Origin of the sequence: Streptomyces racemochromogenes, from assembly GCF_044129415.1 — a bacterium.
GTDB classification, from domain to species: domain Bacteria; phylum Actinomycetota; class Actinomycetes; order Streptomycetales; family Streptomycetaceae; genus Streptomyces; species Streptomyces racemochromogenes_A.
Genome location: NZ_JBBDHD010000117.1, coordinates 1 through 20,401, shown reverse-complemented (window position 1 = coordinate 20,401; position 20,401 = coordinate 1). Strand labels below are relative to the sequence as shown.

The following is a 20,401-nucleotide window of genomic DNA, read 5'->3' as shown; positions in this document are numbered from 1 at the left end:
CGCGGCCCCGGTTGCGTTCCCCCCGGAGCTAGCGGGCGCCCCCCGCGGAAGGTAAGGCCGGCCTCGCTTCGCTCGGCGGGGCTCGGCTTCGCCGAGCCAGGGCCGGCCCTCCGGGCCGGGGTCCTCCGCTTCGCTTCGGACCCCTGGGTTCCGCTTCGCTTCACCCAGGGGTCCCTTCGGGGCCTCCCTCTCCGCTTCGCTCCGAGGGACTGAGCGCTGCGCGCTCAGGAAAGACCCGCCTCGCTGCGCTCGGCCGGGGCGCCTTCGGCGCCTGCTCCTCGCTTCGCTCCGGAGCAGTGAAGCGCTTCGCTACGCTCAGGGTCAGCCCTTCGGGCCGGTGACCTGCGCTTCGCTCTCAACAGTTCCGGATGGAGCGAAGCGTAATCCGGAACCGCCTGCTTGGCAGGCTGGGATGACCCCGTTTCATGGGGTCCGGGCCTGCGGCCCGTTGGGCGAGTCCGCTTCGCTCCCTCGCCCTGGTCCTTCCGGCTCCGCCTCCATGCCCAGCCCGCTACGCGGGCAGCCGGCAGCAGCGTGGGGCCTGGGGTGGTCAGTCACGTTCGGCGTAGCCGTTCGCTATGAGCAGGGCCTTCCCCATCAGTTGCACAACCTCCTTGGGCAGACCCCAGCAGTCGTAGCGCAGAGAGATAGGGAAGTCCCCGTACAGGCTGAGAGCGAAGCACAGGACTATGAGTTCCTCTCCGTGCTCCCCCAGTTCCGCTGCCTCGATCGCAGCGTGGAGCCTCGGGACATCGAAGCCAGCCCACACCTCGTCCTCATCGCGGACTCCCCCGGCAACGTACCGACGCAGCCGCGGATCCTCCAGCCAAACGCCTGTCCGCTCCAGCAGCCAGACAGCCGCTTCCAGAGGCCACATGCAGTCCGTGCCCCGCTTCAAAGCCTTCAGGAAATCCGCAGAAGGCATCCCAGCAAAGTCGATCACTCCACGATGGTAGACAGCCGGTACACACCACCAGCTAGTGCTTCATTCTTGCGTGCGGATCGAGTTTGGAAGGAAGGGATTGCACCGCTGGAACATCGGCCCGCCGTGCTGTCGCGAACCAGCGGGACTGCGCAGTAGTCAACCAACCTGCGCAGCTGTGCCCAGAGATGGAGACTCCGCAGGTCCGACATCCCAGCCGTCCGTCGACCGGCTCGTACTCCGGAACTCCAGTTCAAATGATCCATGCCCTGGCACTCGCTGCCGAGCGACAATGCCAGCTGCACGGATCCCCAGGCAGCTGGCGCCGGCCGCCGGACCCTAAACGGCAAGGTGAGTGCCTGGTTGCAATCGGATCGGAAGCGGCTGGAGTGTGTCAGCAAGGTCGGGTAGCTTCGGTGGCACCGACAGCCAGGGGATGACATGCGGATTGCTGGCGCCGAGGTCTTCTCTTGCGCTGTGTGCAGCGCCCGGTTGTCCTCGCCGGTACGCGAGGTGAACCCGCCAGCGGAGGACGAGGTCTGGACGCCACTCGACTCCCCTGTGGATCCCTGCCCGCCCAGGATGGCGGCAGGCACCTTCGCTCGCGATCCACAGCCAGGACGGATCACCTGGGGCGTACTGCCCAAGGGCTTCAGGATGTCCCGGGCGGGGCACGGGCCAGGAGTGGACCTGCTGTTGAGTCCAGGCGACCTGGTCGGTGCCACGAAGATCATGAGCCGCTGGGGCGGCTGCTGCGGGCCAGCCGGGCATGAGGGACCAAATCTGGCCTGCGCGCGATGTGGGGCGGAGGTCGGGCTGTGGACCGGTGACTGCTACACCTGGCTGGAGGTCGTCCTCAATGGGCGCCTGGTCAGCCGTTCCTTGTCGACCTAGGGCCTGTTGCGAAAGTGGCTGAAGGTGCGGGGTGTCGTTCAGAGACTGCGGATGGCCTCGGCCAGGTCGGATCCGTAGGAGGCCCAGCAGATCACCGAGCCGTCATCGTCGAGCTGCCCCATGAACCACTCACCGTCGTCTTTCACGAGGCACAACTCGTGGAACGCGAGAATCACATCGGGCCGAAGCGGCTCGTAGTCGCCCTGGCCGGCCACCTCGACGACTACGAGCCGATCGAGAGAGAGCGGGGCGGCGCTTGAGTCTCCGGAAAGAGCGCGCACGCGTTCGATCGTCCATCCGGCGGGGAGTCCTGAGTCCACCGGCGCATGGTCCCAGCAGGGCGCCTGTCACAGCCACTCGTTAAGGACTGCGACCAGCACGGTCGCCTCGTAGCGGACGGCGAGCTTGTCGTACCGGGTGGCGACGGCACGGTGTCTCTTGAGGCGGTTGATCCCGCACTCGACCGCATGGCGCTCGCGGTAGTCGGCCGCGTCAAAACGTGGCGGCCGACCGCCACGGGAGCCGAGCTTCTGGCGGTTGCGGGCCTGGTCGGCCTTGTCGGGGATGGTGCAGCGGATTCCGCGGCGGCGCAGGTAGGCACGGTTCTTGCGGGAGGCGTACGCCTTGTCCGCCCGGACTCGGTTGGGGCGGACACGCGGCCGACCCGGCCCGATGCGGGGCACGCGGACCTTCTCCAGCACAGGTTCGAACTGCGGCGAGTCACCGCACTGTCCCGCCGTGAGCACGATCGACATGGGCTTCTGGCCCTGCTCGACGGCCAGGTGCAGCTTGGTGGTGAAGCCGCCGCGCGAGCGTCCAAGGGCGTGATCACCAGGCTCGACGAAGATTCCGCCCGGTGGTTCCTTCTGCAGATCGCCCTGCTTGCGGGCCCCGGCCGCGTGCTGGTGGGCGCGGCAGACCGTGGAGTCGACGTTCAGGTCCCAGACGATCCTGCCTTTCGCATCGGCCAGGGACTGGAGCCGGGTGAGGATCCGATGCCAGGTGCCGTTCCGCTGCCATCGGCGGAACAGGTCATAGACCCGGCTCCACGGTCCGTACTCGGCGGGAATGTCTCGCCACGGCACACCGGTCCGGACCCGGAACCGTATGCCGTCGATCAACTGCCGCCGAGGCCAGACCGGCGGTCGCCCCGTCTTCGTGCCCTTCGGCAACAACGGCTCCAGAACCGCCCACTGCTCGTCCGTGAGATCTCCCCGACCCATGAACCGTGATCATTCACAGCCCAAGATCCACTTTCGATACACGGCCTAGAGGGCGAAGTCAAGAAGCGGTGGCAGCCGCAGATCCGCGCCAAGGCGAAGAAGAAGGCCGTGACCACCGGCGGCATCGTCGTCTCCACCCGCGCCCGGTTCGGGTTCACCGCGGCCGCGGGCACGACCGACGACGCCCGGATCCGCGACATCACCCAGGCCCTGCCGCCCGAGTTCGCCGACCAGCTGTTCACCGCCCGGGACCAGGGTGCAGGCGAAGACCAGCTCCGGCAGATCGCCGCCGACGGCCTCGCCCAGATGTACTTCCGCGCCAACAACTCCCGCGCGCACGGCCTGGGCGTGGAGTTCACCGACGTGGAGCGGCTCGACATCGAGCTGTAGGGCGGCTCCCGCACGAGCGCCTCGTCCCCGGCATTGTGACTGAGCGCTTCGGTTGGCGAGTGAGCGTGCGGCAGACCCGAGCGGGCGGCGTCGACGGCTCGGGTGAGCTGGGTGGCGTAGGCATCGAGAAGCGCCTTCATCTGCTGGTAGAAGCGAGACGAGTCGTCCGCGGGCCCGGGCGGTCCGCGGACGACTCGTCCGCGCTATCGGCATTGGCTGACCAGGTTGATGACGAAGAGCAGTACGGCCAGTAGAGGACCGACCCAGGACACGGAGGCCATCAGCCCCTGCCGCAGTGCCTCCCAGGGCGTGTCGCCGGCACGGTGGCTGATCCATCCGATGACGCCGCCCATGATCACTCCAGCAAGGATGACGAGCAGGGCCCACGGCAGGAAGCTCAGCGCGAGGCTGGCGAGGCTGGGTGCAGTGCAGGCGGTGGCGGCAACGGCTGGGTGGATGGTGTTCAACGTGCTCCCCCGATCGGGTGGTTGAGTTGTCGGCGCCGTTTGGCGTCGACTCGAACCTGCCCGTGTTCGGCCCTGTCCGGTGGAATCCGGTGGGACTCCCGAACGGAAAGCCCCTGGTCAGGAGGCATGAAGACAGTGTCCGGCCGGATCCGGTGGCGCCGGCGCAGCGGGACGCGGGGGCGACGGAGAGAACGTGTGCGGTAGAACTCCATAGGGACGGCGCGTGGGTGGGAGGGGTTCGGCACGTGATCAAGGCGACCAAGGCCGAGTTCGCGGACCTGTTGAAGGAGCTCGTGTTCGGCCTTCCGGTGAGGGCCCGTCAGCCAAAGCCGCCGCAGACGCTGGTGGCGAGATTGGCTGACCGGAGTACGTCGTCGGTCTCAGCGTGGTTCACCGGCGAATCGGTGCCGCCTCCTGAGGTGCTGAAAGCGGTTCTGGACGGGCTGATGAAGGACCCGTCAATCCGCTTCCAGTACTGGCTACGCCCAGAGCGGGACAGATTCGAGAGTATCGCCCGGCAGCTGATGCTGATCAGCACAATCCACACCCACAACGTCACCGGGTTCGGCGAGTACCAGCGGCTGTTGGAGCTGAGCAAGGAGGCGCACAAGGACGCCTCGGTGGTCGCCCAGGAGGGTGTGAAGGCCCACGGCAGCGTCGCGCTGGAGAAGCTGTACGTGCGGCGGTCTATCGAGCAGTCGATCCTCGAGACCGTCATGTCGAGGGCGTCGGTGAGCGCCCAGCTTGTCACCGGCGAGCCGGGGTGCGGGAAGACATCGCTGCTGTGGAGCCTGCACCGTCAGCTGGCGGAAACCGACGGCGTCAAGCCGTTGTTCGTGCGGGCCAGCTATCTCATCGACGGGCTCACCCGGCCCGCGGACCCGACCGCGGTGACCGCCGAGGCCCTCGAAAGGGCCGTGGCCTGCTCCCAGCAGCTTAAGTACCGCCCGGTCGTGCTGATCGACACCTTGGATCTGCTGGTGGCGCATTCCCAAGGCGTCGCGGCAGTCCAGAAAGTGCTGGCGGCCATGGACGAGCGCGACGTCCCCGTGGTGCTCACCTGCCGCCCCGAGGAGGCCGTCGAGCTGCAGTTCCCGCCTCAACCCGACGACGAAGACACCGCGGAGACAGACATCTCGGTGGCCGAAGCCGTGGCCTTCCGCCGGCCGCAGCTAACCCTCGGGCTGTACTCGGACGACGAACGCAACCAAGCCGTCAGCCGACACGCCGCCGTGTTCTGCCCGGACTCCCAGAACGGAGCAGGCGCCGCCAAGCGTCTGGCGAAGGACATCCTGGATGCCGTGTACCAGGGCCTTCCCGTCAAGGAGGTGTGCAGCAACCCGCTCTACCTGCGCATGCTGTTCGACCTTTACACGCCGAACCCGCCGTTGCAGCAGATCGACGCTGGCGGGCTGTTCGACCGGGTGCGCGTCAAGCGGGTGCTCTGCGACGAAAGGGCCGGCGGGGGTGAGCGCGATGAGCGGTCCGACTGGAACCTGACTGCGATCTCCCATGCCCTGGCCCGGTACATGCTCAGCGCGAACAACATCGAGTATCGGCCCCGGGAGGCAGCGGACGTACTGGAGCGTCTTCTGCCCGGCGTTCCCCGCCAGCGTATCGACGCCGAACTCACCGAGCTACGCCGAAGAGGGCTGCTGGTAGACGCGCCCGCAGGCGGGCTGCGGTTCTTCCACCAGACCTTCTTCGAGTTCATGGCAGCCGAGTACCTGCGGACCAGCGAGCGTGGCGCCGAGCTCGTTGCCCGCATGACCGTCCACCCTCAGGACCTCGTCCTGGCCGCGGTCGCCGGCCAGCTGATCCGGCGCGCGGATGCGGGAACCGGAAGCGCCCTGCTGCGCCCCTTGCTAGAGCACGAGGTACTGGCCGACCGCGCCCTGGAGTGGTACGCCGACATGCGCGACCCCGGCGCCGACGACGTGGCTTCGGCCCGGGACGCGCTGCGCCAGGCCTCGACGCACGCCCTGAAGCGGTTCACGGAACGGCTTCCCGGTCACAGGCACCCGTCGGCCCGGCGGTGGGTTGACGACCTGACGATCGTGTGGGAGCGAAGCGAACAACAGCCGCCGCTCAGGCGCATGCTGTTCGCTACCGTGGGCCGACTGGCCAGCCAGCACCCCGACGAGGCCCTGCGGTTCTGCACACGGCAGGGCGACAACGAGGCCGCGCGGCCGGACGCGAACCAGCAGCGGCTGGCCTGGTGGGTGGGCCAGGGACCACCGTTCCTAAAAGCCCACAAGCTGGACTGGCTCTCCCTCTTCGCGGCCTTGTTCCCGCACGACGCCGGCCAGTCCATCAGCTGGTTGGGCCACCTCTCCCGGACCCTGGCCGGAGCCGGCGCCTATGGCATCGTCGCCGAGGCTGCCGCCCAGGTCGAGCGCAGCGTGGACCGCTCCCCTGCGAGGCGACGGGCGCGTCTGAGGCTGCTCGCACTACCGACCTTCGAGACCGTGCTGGATGACCGTCCCGCTAAGGTCCGGGGCGACATCGCGGACCTGGAGCAGTCGGTCGGCCGGCTGTGGGCCGGAGCCCAGCCGGAGACCGAGGAGGCCGCAGCCAAGTGCCTCACCGAGGCCTTGAAGGACGGCGACCAGGGAGCGGGCAGGGCCAGGCTCCACGGAGCTGGTCTGCTCACCGCCTCCCTCACCGAGGAGCGAGCCCGGCAGGCCATCGCCCAACTCTTGGACGTGGGCTCCGCCGGCGTCCAGGCGGCCGTACTGACGCATGTACTCGTGCCGGTCCTTCTCGGGCGGGCTACGGCCTTCCGAGACGTCCTCGCTGCGACGTGCCGGTCCGAGCTGGCTTGCCTTCCCCGCCCGAGCAAGGATCCGGACGGCAGCCGGAACCGGGCCAGATGGCTGGCGGAGGCCGTTGACAAGGCCATCGAAAAGAATCTCGCCCCGGACCGCCTCCCCGCGCTCCTCCCTTCCGACGCAGAGCCTGCGGTGTGGCTCACCCGGGACGGCCTGACAGGCCTTCTCGGCCCTGCAGCCGCCGCTGGCCACGCCCCGGCGCTGGCCGCGGTGAAGATCTGGGCCGCTTCCACCGCCACCACCCGCGAGACTGCCGGCTGGTCGGCCGAGGACATCCGCAAGAGCCTTCGTTCCCACCTGACCGACGACGTGCTGGCGGCCCTGCTCACCGAAGGTCTCGACCAAGGGCAATGGGGCGAGCTCACCATCCTCATCGAGGCTGCTGGCGCCGCCAGTCTCTCCCCGCCCGTCCAGGCGGCCCCTCGGCTCAAGAACCTCACCCGTGCCCTCGGCGTCTCCCAGCTGAAGGACCTGGCCCAGCCCTTTACCGCCTCACGCCAGATCCAGCTGTGGCGGACCCTGATCCGGCACTGGGCCTGGACACCGCCGACCCCCGACGAGGTGGCCAGGGCCTTGGCAAATGGCGATAGCACCTACATCAGCCTTCTGCTCCTGATCGAGGACTCCGCCCAGCACCCGACCTGGGAGTGGCGCAACGTCGAGGAGATGATCAAGCAGCTCCACAAGGACGTCGAGACGCGGCCTGAGCGGAAGGCTGGCGCATCGTCGCCGCACCGTGCCCTAGCCACGCTGCTCGTACGCCAGCGCCCTCTGCCCGCCGTGGAGGCCCGGGCCGTGGTGGACACGGTGCTCGACCTCACCCTCCCCGCAGGAGACGCCCTGGCCACGATCGACGCCTCGTACGCGCGATTGGCCACCGATCTGCTCGGCCGTCTCGCCGTTTGCAACCCCGACGAGGCCGCATACGGGCTGGCCGAAGCCGGACGCCGACTGGGCTCGTGGCGCAATAGCGTCACCGAACATTTCGCAAAGATCATCCCGCCGATCCTCGGCACAGTCCTGGCGCACCTGGACGCAGGCGCGCGCCAACAGCTCGTCCTCGACCTCGCCCACGCCGAGCCGGCAACGGGCCTTGCAGCTGTCACCGCCTTCTCCATGCTCGCCGGCACCAGCGCGCAGCCCCCGTCTTGGTACCAGGACCTCGGCAGCGACACCGCGCTCTCGCCGAGAGTGCGCTCCGCGGTCACCTCCCACCTCCACCGCTACGCCCGGATTCGCTGTGGAGGTCCGTGGCCGGAGCTCCTCCGAACCGGTCCTGAGCCCAGGCACTCGAACCCGGGGCGGTGACGCTGACCGGTCCGCCAGGCGAAGCGCTCTACCCGAGCCGACGCCATCGTCGGCACCCCTCCCAGGGCCCGCACCGGGCTGGCGACCTCGGCTTTCCCTCTTCCACGTCGCCGTCCACGACCTCGACCACGTCGGCCCCAGATCCATGCTGGAAGGCTCGCCATGGTCAGGTCGTACGCGCGGCACGGCGCCGTGCCCACCAGGACGGCCGCGGCGCGGTGGCGACGTTGACGGCCCGGCCGAACGCCTCCAGCGCAGCCTCCAGGCGCACGGTGTTCTCCACATCCGACAGTGCGTTCAGCAGCTGCTCAGTAGCGGTGACGACGGCCGGGTCGGAGGAGCGCATGAGCGGGGCGGCGGCGGTGGCGGCCCGGATGAGCGGCTCGCGCACGGCGGCCACGGTCTGCTTGCTCGCCACCCGCTCCCGGCTCAGCAACTCGGCCGCGCGCCCGAAGCCCACGAGTCCGCTCTGCACCTCGGTGCCGCCGGCGATCCGGGCGCGGGCGGCACCACCGGCGAAGGCGAGTACGGTCAGCAGGAACGACCTCGCGCGCTCGGCTGGCCCGTCCCACAGCAGCCGGTTGGCGGTGGCCGCGCCCTGCAGTTCCATCACCGCCACCGTCATCGCATCTGCCTGCACCCGCAGGGCTCCGATCTCGGCCTGCCGCTCCTGGTGGCTACGGGCGCGGCTGGTCAGCCACGACGCCAGAACGGCGATGACCGCCCCGGAGGCGAGCGTGCTGACCAGCTCGATCAACTTGTCCATGCCCGCAGGCTGGCCGCACACCGGCCCCGGCGTCCGGTCCGTTGCGCACCTGACGCACAACCCGAACGATCCCGTGCCGATCAGCAGCCGGATGTGCCTGGATGCCGAGCGGCCCTGCGCTGCTGCGCCGGCGCCGGGCCTCATCCGCGTATCCGGGGGGGGAGTTCACTCCTCGACGTGCCAACGCCGATCGCCCACGTGCTGTCACGGGTCTCCCGAAGAGGCGGCGGCCCTGGTGCATAAGCTCTCGGCCATGAGCGAGGAGAGCCTGCACGAGATTCTGGGCGCCATCGAGCGGTCCGTCCGTGACTTCACCGGAGCCGAAGCCGCCCTCGCGGAGGCCGAGCAGCGGCGCGAACACACCCGCCAGGCTGTGCTTGAGCAGGTGAAGCGACTGCATGCCGAGGTGGATGCCGTCCACGCTCCGGAGCTGGTCGGGGTGCTCAGGCACCTGTACTGGCAGCAGCCCGGCATCCACGGACGCCCCCTCGCAGAGGCCGCCGGCCTCCACCTCAACGACATGCTCGCCGCGATCGGCCCGGCGCCGTCGGGGATCCTCTGCGCCCACTGCGGCACGGAACTGCTGCGCACCAGCCGGTCCTGGAAGCCGTCGGCCCGGTACGGGCCGCCGCTGTGCCCGGACTGCCTGTCTCTGGAGCGCGACGCGCGCTCGCGGACGTGGCGGGTGGAGAGCCTGCGGTCGCGGATCGTCGCGGAGACCCGGGTACAGGCGCGGGCCATGGACTGGCGGGCCGCTGCCGAGCTGGTGCTCGCCTTCCCGCCGCTGTCACAGAAAGTAGGCCGGGGCAGCGCCGCGGACCAGAAGGAAGGCGTCTGGCGCGGGTGGGAGAACGCCCGGGTGATCCGCAACCGCCTGATCGCGACGGCTGCCGACGGTGACGACATCGTGGGCGTCGCCGTCGGCGAGGCGCAGCTGCTGGTGGAGACGGCGTTTCGGGTCGCCGACTGGGACGCTGCCCGCACCCGCGACATCGTCGACCCGATCACCCACGAACCGGCGCTCGCCCTGCTCACCCGGCTGCAGCGCGAGGTCCGCGCCACCGCTCAGGCCGCCCGGGAGAGCGCCGACGCCGCGTACCCCGAGGGCTACGAGTTGAGCGAGGACGAGGAGTCCGAAGCCTGGCGCGGCACCGGCGGCTGAGGGGCTGACGCCCCCGGCCGTGACCACACCGGTCGGGGACGTCAGGACGGCTCGCCGGGTGTCCGGCGGGCCCGCTGACGGATGACTTCTGGCAGCTGGCGGGAGGCCGCGGCCAGGGCGTCAGCCAGCGGCGGCCTTCTCCTCGGCCAGCGCCTTCTTGGCCTGCTGGTACTTCTCGTACGTCACGGCGTTCAGCGCCTCGATCCGGGCGAGTGTCTCCGCCGTGTCGTCCTGCCGCATCGGGCTGTCCATGAACTTCAGGAACAGCTCCACCATGGCGTGACTCTTCCAGTGCCGTAGCTCCGCCTCGTTCAGCAGCTCCAGGCCGCCGGCCGTCATCATGTCGACCAGCCGTTCCCGAGCCCGCCACACGCGGCGCTGACGCCACCAGCCCGCGCCCGGACGGTTCAGGCCCTGCAGCTTGCGGATCTGCTCCACCATGGCCCGGATCTGCGTCTCCTGCTCGGGCGTCCACGCCTGCCCAGAGCCGCCAGCAAGCGCCTGGACGGCCCCCTGGACGGCCTGGCTGCCGTCGCCCGTGCCGTCCGCTCAGCTGCTCCACGGCCTTCCTGAGCGCCGCCTCCGCCGCGCTCGCGTCGTCGTGTTCGGACACGCTCACCCCTTCTCCTCCGGAACGCGCAGCATGCCTGCCGCGCGGCGCCCCGGGCAATTGGACGGCCGGGCTACTGGGGGTCCGGGGTCCGCCTCGCCAGGCGCGGCCGCCGTTCGGCGGAAGCGCCGGCGGATGACGTCGGGCAGCTGGCGGGAGGCGGCGGCTGGGATGAAGAACGGCCCAGTCATGCCAAGCTGTCCGGCTGTGCCGTCCCCGTCTCATCTCTGGGGGCAACGAGGCCATCGAAGTTGCCCATGGCGGTGGGGGCTTCGCACACGCCGGTGACGTCGGTGTCGATGGGGGTGACAGTGCCGTCGCTTCGGACGGTCCAGGCCACCAAAGGGTCCACAGTGAACGTGCCGTCCTGGTTCTTGTACCGAGCGCTCCACCCGCCCCCAGGGATGGCGGCGACAACGGGGTGCTGCCCGCCTTCCGAGAGCCCGGTGAAGGTGCGGCCGTTGTTCGCCGGGACAAGTCGACCGCTGCGCTCATCGACGACGAGCGCTTGGCCCTCGTCGTCCCAGGCGATGACGGGCTTGCTCCTGTAGACCGTGCGGCCGCCCTCTTCCTGCTTGTAGTTCGCTTCGTAGGGGTGTTGCGCTGGGATCACTACGTCTCCTGGGCAGGTGGGTACTGGTCTTGGTGTGACCGTAGGGCCGGGGTGGTCTGTCTGTCCGGAGAACTGATCAGGCCAGACCGGTCGTACGGCGTCCCGTCACCTGGCCTCTGTCCACAGGCCGGGCCGGGCCTGATGATCAGGTGACTGATGACGACGTGGAGCGTGCGGCCAAGAGCCACGCCAAGATCCTGGACGGCTTCGCCCGCGCGGAGCGGGCCCTGTTCACCCGGCCCGCTCCGAAATCCGCGCGAGCCCAGATGAAATTCCTTCGCACGCAGGAGAAGGGCTCCACCAAGTCCCTGGCGGAGCGGCTGGGCATATCCCGCAAGACGGTGCAGCGCTACCTCTCGGGTGCCTCCACCAAGCCGAACAAGCGCCTCCAGGAGGCGCTGGTGCAGGAGACCGAGTCGGAGTGGCAACCGCAGGTCAGAGCGCAGGCGAGGCAGCGCGCTGCGTCCTCGGGCGGGCTGGTCATATCCTGCCGGGCGTACTTCGGCCTCGGCCCGGAGGGCACCTCGGACGCGGGCCGGGTACGGGACATCACGGTCGCCGTCAGCCCGTCCCACGCGGCTGCCATCATCGCCGCGCGGGAGGATGGTGCGACGGAGAGCGATCTGCATGACGCGGTCGCTGAGGCCGTTGCGGACGCCTATTTCCGTCAAGGTGGTGGCGGTCGTGCGGGCCTGGAGGTGAAATTTGCGGACGTGGAATGGTTGAACATCACGTTTTAGCAGCGCGTATTTCGGGCGTGCGGTAGACCTGTGAAGCCGGGCTCACCGAGCCGCATTCCCGGCCGGGCCCCCTCATTTCCGTATCCGAGCTGAAAGCGAGTCCTGATGAACACGTCCGACGGGTGGCGGCGGCGCCGCGTCCCCGAGGCCCGCGGCCGCACCGGCGCCCCGCGCACGCCGATCGACTACGCGAAGGTCGGCCGGTCCTCGGTGCGGCGCCGCGCGTGGGGCATGACGCCCAGCGAGGCAGTGGAGGCACTCGGGGAGGCCAAACTCCACGCGCACCTGGACCGCCGCGACGAAGCGGCGGCCGACGACCGCGGCCGTCGCGAAGCCGAGCTCACCGAGTGGCGGCGCATCGTGCAGCTGCTCGCCACGACCGGCGGCCCCTACGACCCAGAGGCCGACGCGGTCGTCCAGGAGGAGCTCGCCGAAGACCGGCGCCGCGAAGAAGCCGCGGGGCAGCACCGCCAGGCACGGCAGCAGGTGGCCGACCGGGCCGACGAACTGGCGGCCCTCGCCGGGGCCGGCCGACTCGATCGGACCGTGGCGAGCCGGGCTGGGGACGAAGCCGCCCGCAAGCTCCTGGCCGACCGCAACGACTACTACACCGGGGCGGTCGACGACTGGCTCGCCCGCGCCCTCGCCGCCCACCACGGCCACTACGCCGACGCGGACATCCGCACGGCCGCCGCCGCCCTGCTGCCCCCAGCAGTGCGAGCCCGCGCCACGCTGCTCACGGCCCTCGCCCGCACCGGCGCCCCGGTCGACGGCGACCTCGAGTTCGTCGGGCGCCTCGCCCAGGCCGACCCGGACGCCACGACCGCGCTCGCTGCGTGGCTCGCCAAGATGGCCGCAGTGAAGGGCGGCACGGCATGAGCGCGACGGACGAGGTGGTGGTTGGCTGCATGGGTGGAAACCCGGAACGGTTGTCGATGCGTTCTGAGAACGCGCCGGGGTAAGCGGTCCGGCGAATGAAGGCGAGGAGTAGGAACACTCCGCAGTGTGCCGAGCCACCTGTTGTGGGTTACGCCGGTTCCAGCAGGACCGCCGGCAGGGTGCCGCTCACGATCGGATCCCTGGGCAGCACAAGCCCGAAGAACTCCGCGATGATGCCCAGGGCGGTGCGGTGCACCTCCCTGTCGTCCTGCTCCTGGGCCGGCAGGCCGGCAGCCGTCAGCAGCTCCTGAAGCCGGCTGGCCGTCGCGGGGTCGCCCTCGACCCCCTGGTAGCCCCATGAGACGTCGAGATGCAGGTTGCAGGCGCTCAGCAGGCGGCCGTCGTGGAAGTACTCGAACTGCGGCGGGACCGGCTTGCCGTTCTCCTCCTCGTACTCCAGGAGGCACACGTGCGCACCGTCACGCGAGACCGGTGCCAGCGGACCGAACTCTCCCGCCCAGCCGCCGTACGCGACCGCGTATGTCCACTCCCCGGCGCTTCCGAGGCGCAGGCCGATGCCGTCGAAGGGATCGCCGTAGGTGTCGTCCATGAGTTCCAGAAAGGAATCCCCGGTGTGCTCCCCGGCCGCCACGGCGATGTGCTCGGCGTCGTACAGTACGGTCGCCGCGAGGCGGTCGGCGAGCTCCTCGGGCGACAGCCCGCGGGCGAGCACCACGCGGTAGCCCCCGAAGGCAATGGATTGGGGGGCAGCAAGCCAGGCCGTTTCGTGTGTCATGACCGCCATCCTGGCCGCTGCCTCTGACAGCGCCCCCATCCGTCACGCTCGTCGTGCAGACCAGACCCATACCCCGAGTCAAGCACCGGGGCGTTCTTGAAACTCGGCGACAGCACTCTGTCGTGGGACGAGGCATTCCTGGCGCTGAGCAACAAACGTTCCTGAGACTCGCCAACAAAGCCATGGTGGTGGCCACCTAGAGCGAGCACAGCAAGATCGGCCACCGCTGCGAGGACCTGCTTACCGATGCCTCGGTCAGCTCCAGGGCTCTGAAGTGCAGACCTCCGGAAGCTCCCGACGGTGTCAGTCCTACCTGAGATCGTGTCGCCATGTATGCCGCCTTCGCTGCCCCGCCAGCCTTTCTGTGGTTTTTGCCGCTCATGCTTTTAGCGTCGGCAACCGCTGGCTGGCTGCTAGCAACGCGACATCAAAAACGCCAGTCAGGCTGCAGCCCTCAAGTGCCAGCGTTCGTGTTGCTCCCCTGCACGCGTTGATGGGCTGAACCACCGAGAGTTCGAGTACCTAGTTCGCGACCTGATGGTCCGCGATGGCGCGACCAACGTGCGGAGAGTCGGTGGAGCAGGAGACAACGGGGCAGATGTTGTGGCAAGGGATCCTGCCGGGCAGCTCTGGATCATTCAGTGCAAGCATCGCAAGCAAGGGCTGGGCGGAAAGGTGGTCGGGGTTCAAGAGTTCCAGGTCCTCAACGGAACCGGCCGCCCGGTACATAGAGGCAATGTCGTCGTGTAACGGAGCAGTCAGCAAGCGGGCCCGCGACTTCGCCAAGTCTCAGAGGCTCGCGATTGTCGACCGCCTCCTGTTGGAGGACTGGATCGCGGGCGACCGACCCATCTGGGAGTTGCTCGGAATCAAGGGCAGCACTGCCCCTCCCGCCCTTTCCGATGTTCAATCTGGAGAGCCTGCCGGTTCGAGCGAATCCGTCTACTCGCTTGCGGAGGCCTACGACGCTGGGCTGGTGCCCTGGAAGCCAGCCACGATGCGGCAGTACCTACTGCGCTCACAGCGGCGTGGCGTCCCGCTACCCCGCAGCAGAGATGGATTGGGGCATCTCTACACCGCTGCGGAACTTGGCGAGTGGCTTGGCCACTGGCGAGCTCAGGGAACTGCGCTTCCTCAGCAGCCCGAGTAGGCGACGTCCTCCGGTGCTCGCCGTCTGTGGGTACCACCCCGGAACGCCCCGGACCGGCGCTACCGTGGTGACACACGCCAGACAGAAGCCCAGGAGCCCCGGATGAGCCAGCAGCCGGTCCCCGCGCCCGCCCGCCAGCCCCTCGACGAGCACGCCGCCGACGCGGTCCGCGCGTACGCGGCCGACCAGCCGCGAAGGTCGACGTCCTCGCCTCGGTCCTGGAGGACATCGCCGCCAACGGCTACCCCTCGCCCGAGTCCGGCGTGCCGTGGGAAACCGCCCGCGACGCCCACCTTGCCCGCCTCGCGGACGAGCAGCCCCGTGTCGCCTGAGCACGGCGCGCGTCGCTCTCAGGTCGTCCTGGTGGAGCCCGCGCTCACCCAGCTGGCGAAGCTCACCGCGAGCGAGACGCACCGCCTGGACCGCGCGATCGTCGCCATCAGCGTCAACCCGGAGCTCGGCACCGAGGTGCCCGGCACCCTGCGCGCGACTACGCGGACGAGGTCGACGGAGTCCGCGTGATCTACTTCGTCACCGCCCTGAGGACCATCACGATCGTGGCGTACGTCGAAGCCTGAGCAGCTGCTACCGGTGATCCGGGGTGCCGGAGAGCGATGACATTCGGAGGCCGACCCCAGGCGCCGCAAGGGTGCTGCTCGGGTAGCAGGCCGTGCTGCCCTGGGGCAGCACGCTGTGCAGCAAACGGTCGTTCGGCTGCTGCACGACGGGCACCTTGCACACGAAAGCGGCGCCGCGCTCCGTCGAAGGGGGCGGCGCCACTTTCATGTCACCCGGGCGGCCGCCCGGCCGGGCGGTCGGTCAAGCGCTGCGACGCGTAGGCACGGCGGATAGGTGCCGTTGCGGGGCGGGCGGGGCGGGGACCTCCGGCGCGGCCAGGGCACCGGCCTTGAGCCGATCACCCGCACCACCCGCATCTGCCACCAGCCCGCCGTGAACACTCTGATCCACCAGCGCCGGGGACAGCAGCTCACCACCGCGCACACCTGCGCCCGCCACAGGACAGAAGACCGCGCCATCTGGGCCGGCCGGTACACCCCGGGCGAGCCCGGCTCGACCTGCGGCGAGGTCGTCGACTTCCGCCCCTACCCGCAGGCGCTGGGCAGCCACCTTGCGGGGTGGATGGGCCCTGGCCATCCCTATCCCACGCACCCTCGATCTGACGGCCGCAGCCGACTGGGACAACATCGACTGGCCCGGACTCCTCCGGGACGCTGCGGACTACTCCACCTACCTCGGCCCGGAGCTCGCCGGGGACCTTGATGGGGTGGCCGTCCTGGCCGCAGAGGCCGTGGTCGACCCGGAGATGCAGGCCGCCGTCCTGGCCGGGCTGGCCGCGGTCGAGCGGCGCCTGGCGCAGGGCGGTTCGACAGCGGCGAGCGATAGCCCCGGCCGGCCGCCGCTACGGCGAGGGGAGCCGACTGCCGAGACGGTGCCGCACCTCCGCGACCAACAGCCGGACCTCCTCGTCGGCGCCGTCCGCCAGGAACCCGAAGCGCCACGACCGCGGCCGCCTCGGAGTGGGTCAGGAGCGGAAGCCGAGTGCCGGCATCGGCGCCGAGCCCTTCGTCGAGCAGCAGACCCGAGGACCCGCTCGTGTTCATCGCCGCCATGGAAGCGGGCAACGGACGAGGAGCGGACTCATAATCCGCTGCTCAAGAGTTGGTGCTTGCCCCTGATTGGGGCTGGTCCAGCACTCCCGCGGCAGATGCTGTGACGGTCACTTCTGGTTTTCGAGCTGTGCATGTGGCGGCAGGCGCTATTCGATTTCGTGCGACGTGTACGGGTGGCCGCAGTGCTCACGAAAGCACTTGTCTGTATGGGGCGGTGGATTGGGGGGAGGAGGCTTGTAGCAAGGGCACGAGCACCTGAGGCAGTGCCCGTCTTCAAAGTGGTCATCACCCATCACTTGGCGGGCCTTGATTTTTACCTCTCGAAGACGCGCCTCAGCATCATCTAGCTCGGCGATAATCTCGGTCGGGATATTCTTCAGAGTCCCGGTCTTCTGTGGGTCGGCAGGCATTCTTATCACGCCTTTCCGGTTGGGCTTCGCCACTTCGAGCAGCGGCTTCTTCTGGGGCCCTATTTCCTGTCCTCGGTGACGCCCGTGCCACATGTGTGATGTATCTACGGCTGGGAGGTGCCCCATGGTGACGGCGCCGGAAGAGTGCGCGAGCCAATCAGCCGTGACTGGTCAGGTGGTGTCGGCAGAACTCTCGTTCGCACAGTCCTCCGTCGCCAAGGTAGTCGGCGCAGGTGCAGAGGAAGCACGGGGAGTTGCCGCCGGGGTCCCAGTCCGCGTCTCGCAGGCGAGTGCTGGCAGCCTCGCGTACTGCGAGGGTGTGCTTCTCCAATTCGGCGAAGTCCGATGCATTCTGTCTGAACGCTTCGCGCTGAGCCTCAGTGAGATGCGGTGGGGGATCTTCGTGAGTGGTCGGGGGCATGGCCGAAGCGCCTCCAAGCAAAGCTATCCCGGACTGCTGGGGAAGGGTGATCAGAGGATTCCTGTCGGGTAGATGACGCCTTCTAAGGATGCGTCAGGAGCGTTGGGCGATAGAATACGCCCCGCTTGAGTCCATTGTCTTACTGGAGGTGTGTGACTGCCACTGGTGACATGGCATATCTGTGTGGCGTGCTCGCGTATCCCGCGGCGCGGTGATGTCCTGAAAACTGACCTGGGCTTGACCTGATCCCTTGGCAGGGGACGCCAAGGGGACACAAGGGCGGGGAGAGGTCGGCAAGAGCCGGACCGGTCAGGCACAGCATATGTCCTCTGACCTGCAAGAACGGCATAGATCCGCACGGTCGCGCAAGGACCGCAAGATTCCAGGAACGGGGGCTCCGCGCTATGCACGCTACTCGACGGCCGGCGCCTCGGCGGCGGCAGCTTGGCCGCGTTCTTCACGGCCCGTTCTGGAGCTTCACAGGGTCGCCAGGGCTTCGACTTCTTCCACCACTCGATCGGCCGGCCGTTCACGCCGAAGCGCCGTGGTCAAGTGCCGATAAACTCATAGATACAATTGTCGTCATTCCTGCCAATAAGCCCCCAGAACCCGTACCCACCGCCTCCTACTGCCACGTCGATGATGAGCAGGGGGCACTCGGAGCTCTCGCGTTGGACAGGTGCGCCGCCTCGGCTGATCGAGTCGCAATCCTTCCGAAGGTGCCCGGCAAGGCCGCTCATATCGCCGGGCTCTACATATCGCTTACAGAGCGGGCACGGAAGCCCCGCCGATTGCATATCAGACATCGCGGTACGCCTTCGTTAGACAGGGATTGCTACTTCTGCGAGCTGGTCGGCAGTTTCCCCAGCACGCCCCGCATGGGTCACCGCACACAGGAGCTTGCGGCGACGCCTAGTAGTGCTTTGTTAGCCGGTCTTGTCACGTCGGGTGTCTGGTAGTTCGCTGGCTGTATGAGGGCTGGGGAGCTTGCCGTGGTTCGGGGTCGGTTGGAGGAGTTCACCTCCGAGGTGTTCGCGCCGTTGGTGCGGCGGGACTGGCTGGAGAAGGGCGCCCTGTATGTGCGGGGTCTGTTGCTGGACGGCCGGCGTAAGTCGATGCAGCCGATGGCTGAGCGGCTCGGTGTGGACCATCAGCGGTTGCAGCAGTTCATGACGTCCTCGACCTGGCCGGTCGCCGAGGTGCGGGGCCGGCTGGCGTGGCGGGCCGTGCGGGTGGTGCGGCCGCAGGTGTGGGTGGTGGACGACACCGGTTTCCCCAAGGATGGCAAGGCCTCGCCGGGGGTGGCCCGGCAGTACTCGGGCACGCTGGGCAAGGTCGGCAACTGCCAGATCGGCGTCAGCGTCCACGCCGCCTCGGACACGGCTTCGTGCCCGCTGTCCTGGCGCCTGTTCCTGCCCGCCTCCTGGGACGGGCCGCAGGCCGCCGACCGCCGGGCAGCCTGCCGGATCCCCGCCACCGAGCGTCACCGCCCGAAGTGGCAGCTCGCCCTGGACATGCTCGATGAGCTGGCCGGCATCGGCCTGCGGCCTGCCGTGCTGGTCGCGGACACCGGCTACGGCGCGAACGCCGACTTCCGCCACGGCCTGGAAGACCGCGGGCTGGCCTACGTCCTGCAGGCCAAGGCCGAGATGACCGCCCATGGCGAGGAAGCGGTGCCGCATCAGCCCGCCTACTGCGGGCTCGGCCCGAGGCCGCTGCCCCGTTACCGCACCCGACCTGCCGCGTTGCGCGACCACGTGCTGGCCGCCGGCCGCAGGAGCGGCCGGACTGTGACCTGGCGCAAGGGCTCGAAAGCGGCCATGAGCTCGCACTTCGTGCTCCTGCGAGTCCGTCTCGCCGGCCGGCGGCCCAAGCCGGCCGAGGACGGAACGATCCCGCTGGTCTGGCTGATCGCGCAGTGGCCCGAGGGCGAGGCCGAACCGGTGAAGTACTGGATCTCGAACCTGCCCGCCGACATCCCCGCCAAGGACCTGGTCCGTCTGGCGAAAGCCCGCTGGCGGATCGAGCACGACTACCGCGAGCTGAAAACCGCTCTGGGCCTGGACCACTTCGAGGGCCGCTCGTTCAGCGGCTGGCACCGGCACGTCACCCTCGTCACCGCCGCCCACCTGTTCCTGACCGAACAGCGGAGCAGCCCAGAAGCCCCTGCCAGGGCCTGACCCTCTACCAGGCCCTGGACCTCCTCCAACACCTCATCGCCACCTGGACCGGCACCTGCCCCACCTGCCAACAAGCCGTCTCATGGCAGCCCTACGACACCAGCTAACAAAGCACTACTAGGTCGCCTCTTTCGGATCTTTCCGGTCAAGCCCGCGCCGTTCGGCGCCCTGCATCGTGGCGGAGGGTCGCCCGATTACTGAACGTACTTGGGCTGGCCCCGTTTCCAGTCTGACCCTCCAGGCCGAGTACGCCAACTCAGAGGCAGCGCCGAGAAGACCACTCCGCGCCCGCACTTGCACCCCGGGGCGCGCGTGATCTGCTCGGCGTCGCGCGGCTTCAGATCCGTGCGCTGCCCTTGTCGGCTCTTTCGTCCCGCGAAGTACGGGCGAGCCGCCCTATAGTCCACAGCCTTCGACTTGCCTACCGGCGTGATCGGGGGGAAGTCCGGATTCCGTCTCGGCGATCTTAGAGATGCGCTGCGCCCAGCTCCAGGTCACCGCCCGGGGCAACCGCCCACCCCAGCCCAAGGACAGCGGCTGGAAGGACACCGTAGACGTACGCCCCTACGGGACCGTGGAAGCCCTCGTCCGCTTCACCGGCTACCGAGGCCGCTACATGATCCACTGCCACAACCTCGAACACGAGGACATGGCCATGATGGCCAACATTCAAGTCACCTGAGTCCCGGCCAAGGCCGCGCATCGGCCCCGAGGCAAACGTGGAACGATCCGGGATCCCCTAAGCCCGGTGACGGCTGATCGGTGCCCGGCGACGGACAACGGCGCTCGGGCCCCCGAAAGGGGACCGAGCGCCGTCTGGTACGTGGCCGGAGCCGCCCCGCGCCAGCCGGCGGCCGCGCTGGCGCCAGCGGTGCGGGCGATGGTGGGGTGGACACAAGGCGGTGGGGGGGGGGGGGGGGGGGGCCGCGCCGCGCGCCCCCCCCCCCCGCGCGGCGCCCCCCCCCCCCCCCCCCCCCCCCCCCCCCCCCCCCCCCCCCCCCCCCCGCG

17 protein-coding genes are annotated in these 20,401 nt (G+C 69.1%); 9 read left to right on the top strand and 8 right to left on the bottom strand.

Translation table 11 applies throughout. The annotated features are described in order from the left end of the window. Positions 1-550 precede the first annotated feature (550 nt). The 3 genes from WDV06_RS29945 to WDV06_RS29935 form a co-directional block, all read right to left on the bottom strand. The gene (locus WDV06_RS29945) at positions 551-943 is read right to left on the bottom strand and encodes a hypothetical protein (protein WP_395512933.1); all 393 of its coding nucleotides are present in this window, start codon (positions 941-943) and stop codon (positions 551-553) included. A 911-nt stretch (positions 944-1,854) separates the two neighbouring features. Next, positions 1,855-2,136, bottom strand: coding sequence for a hypothetical protein (locus tag WDV06_RS29940; protein ID WP_395512932.1), 282 nt, complete (start codon positions 2,134-2,136; stop codon positions 1,855-1,857). 27 nt (positions 2,137-2,163) lie between these two features. Continuing rightward, the gene (locus WDV06_RS29935) at positions 2,164-3,039 is read right to left on the bottom strand and encodes an IS5 family transposase (RefSeq protein ID WP_395512931.1); all 876 of its coding nucleotides are present in this window, start codon (positions 3,037-3,039) and stop codon (positions 2,164-2,166) included. 36 nt (positions 3,040-3,075) lie between these two features. On the opposite strand from WDV06_RS29935, the gene tpg (WDV06_RS29930) reads away from it, so the two are divergent. Next, entirely contained in the window at positions 3,076-3,429 is a 354-nt protein-coding gene (gene tpg / locus WDV06_RS29930) for a telomere-protecting terminal protein Tpg (protein ID WP_395512934.1), read from the top strand. 203 nt (positions 3,430-3,632) lie between these two features. On the opposite strand, the gene WDV06_RS29925 is transcribed toward tpg (WDV06_RS29930), so the two are convergent. Then, complete coding sequence (locus WDV06_RS29925) at positions 3,633-3,896, bottom strand: hypothetical protein (protein WP_395512930.1); 264 nt, start codon at positions 3,894-3,896, stop codon at positions 3,633-3,635. A gap of 245 nt (positions 3,897-4,141) precedes the next feature. Between WDV06_RS29925 and WDV06_RS29920 the strand changes: the two genes are divergently transcribed. Continuing rightward, positions 4,142-8,035 carry an NACHT domain-containing protein gene (locus tag WDV06_RS29920; RefSeq protein ID WP_395512929.1) on the top strand — a complete coding sequence of 1,298 codons (3,894 nt, stop codon included), beginning with the start codon at positions 4,142-4,144 and terminating at the stop codon, positions 8,033-8,035. A gap of 166 nt (positions 8,036-8,201) precedes the next feature. Here the strand turns inward: WDV06_RS29920 and WDV06_RS29915 are convergent, their stop codons facing one another. Next, complete coding sequence (locus tag WDV06_RS29915; protein WP_395512928.1) at positions 8,202-8,801, bottom strand: hypothetical protein; 600 nt, start codon at positions 8,799-8,801, stop codon at positions 8,202-8,204. 253 nt (positions 8,802-9,054) lie between these two features. Between WDV06_RS29915 and WDV06_RS29910 the strand changes: the two genes are divergently transcribed. Next, on the top strand, positions 9,055-9,963 hold the full coding sequence (locus WDV06_RS29910) for a hypothetical protein (protein ID WP_395512927.1): 909 nt from the start codon (positions 9,055-9,057) through the stop codon (positions 9,961-9,963). A gap of 120 nt (positions 9,964-10,083) precedes the next feature. On the opposite strand, the gene WDV06_RS29905 is transcribed toward WDV06_RS29910, so the two are convergent. Together WDV06_RS29905 and WDV06_RS29900 are read right to left on the bottom strand one after the other, a co-directional pair. Beyond that, the gene (locus WDV06_RS29905; protein WP_395512926.1) at positions 10,084-10,404 is read right to left on the bottom strand and encodes a hypothetical protein; all 321 of its coding nucleotides are present in this window, start codon (positions 10,402-10,404) and stop codon (positions 10,084-10,086) included. Positions 10,405-10,760: 356 nt separating this feature from the next. Beyond that, the gene (locus WDV06_RS29900) at positions 10,761-11,186 is read right to left on the bottom strand and encodes a hypothetical protein (protein ID WP_395512925.1); all 426 of its coding nucleotides are present in this window, start codon (positions 11,184-11,186) and stop codon (positions 10,761-10,763) included. 149 nt (positions 11,187-11,335) lie between these two features. Between WDV06_RS29900 and tpg (WDV06_RS29895) the strand changes: the two genes are divergently transcribed. Both tpg (WDV06_RS29895) and WDV06_RS29890 read left to right on the top strand, forming a co-directional pair. Beyond that, complete coding sequence (gene tpg, locus WDV06_RS29895; RefSeq protein WP_395512924.1) at positions 11,336-11,926, top strand: telomere-protecting terminal protein Tpg; 591 nt, start codon at positions 11,336-11,338, stop codon at positions 11,924-11,926. Between the two features lie 105 nt (positions 11,927-12,031). Then, a complete protein-coding gene (locus WDV06_RS29890; protein WP_395512923.1) occupies positions 12,032-12,805 on the top strand; it encodes a hypothetical protein in 774 nt (257 codons plus the stop codon). 148 nt (positions 12,806-12,953) lie between these two features. Here the strand turns inward: WDV06_RS29890 and WDV06_RS29885 are convergent, their stop codons facing one another. Beyond that, complete coding sequence (locus WDV06_RS29885; RefSeq protein ID WP_395512922.1) at positions 12,954-13,601, bottom strand: DUF6461 domain-containing protein; 648 nt, start codon at positions 13,599-13,601, stop codon at positions 12,954-12,956. Between the two features lie 537 nt (positions 13,602-14,138). On the opposite strand from WDV06_RS29885, the gene WDV06_RS29880 reads away from it, so the two are divergent. The 4 genes from WDV06_RS29880 to WDV06_RS29865 all read left to right on the top strand — a co-directional run bounded on the left by WDV06_RS29880 (position 14,139) and on the right by WDV06_RS29865 (position 20,075). Next, positions 14,139-14,351 carry a restriction endonuclease gene (locus WDV06_RS29880; protein ID WP_395512921.1) on the top strand — a complete coding sequence of 71 codons (213 nt, stop codon included), beginning with the start codon at positions 14,139-14,141 and terminating at the stop codon, positions 14,349-14,351. A gap of 721 nt (positions 14,352-15,072) precedes the next feature. Beyond that, entirely contained in the window at positions 15,073-15,273 is a 201-nt protein-coding gene (locus WDV06_RS29875) for a hypothetical protein (protein ID WP_395512920.1), read from the top strand. A 2,911-nt stretch (positions 15,274-18,184) separates the two neighbouring features. Then, positions 18,185-19,393, top strand: a complete 1,209-nt coding sequence (locus WDV06_RS29870; RefSeq protein ID WP_395512919.1) for an IS701 family transposase — start codon at positions 18,185-18,187, stop codon at positions 19,391-19,393. Positions 19,394-19,865: 472 nt separating this feature from the next. After that, positions 19,866-20,075, top strand: a complete 210-nt coding sequence (locus WDV06_RS29865) for a multicopper oxidase domain-containing protein (protein ID WP_395512918.1) — start codon at positions 19,866-19,868, stop codon at positions 20,073-20,075. Positions 20,076-20,401 lie beyond the last annotated feature (326 nt).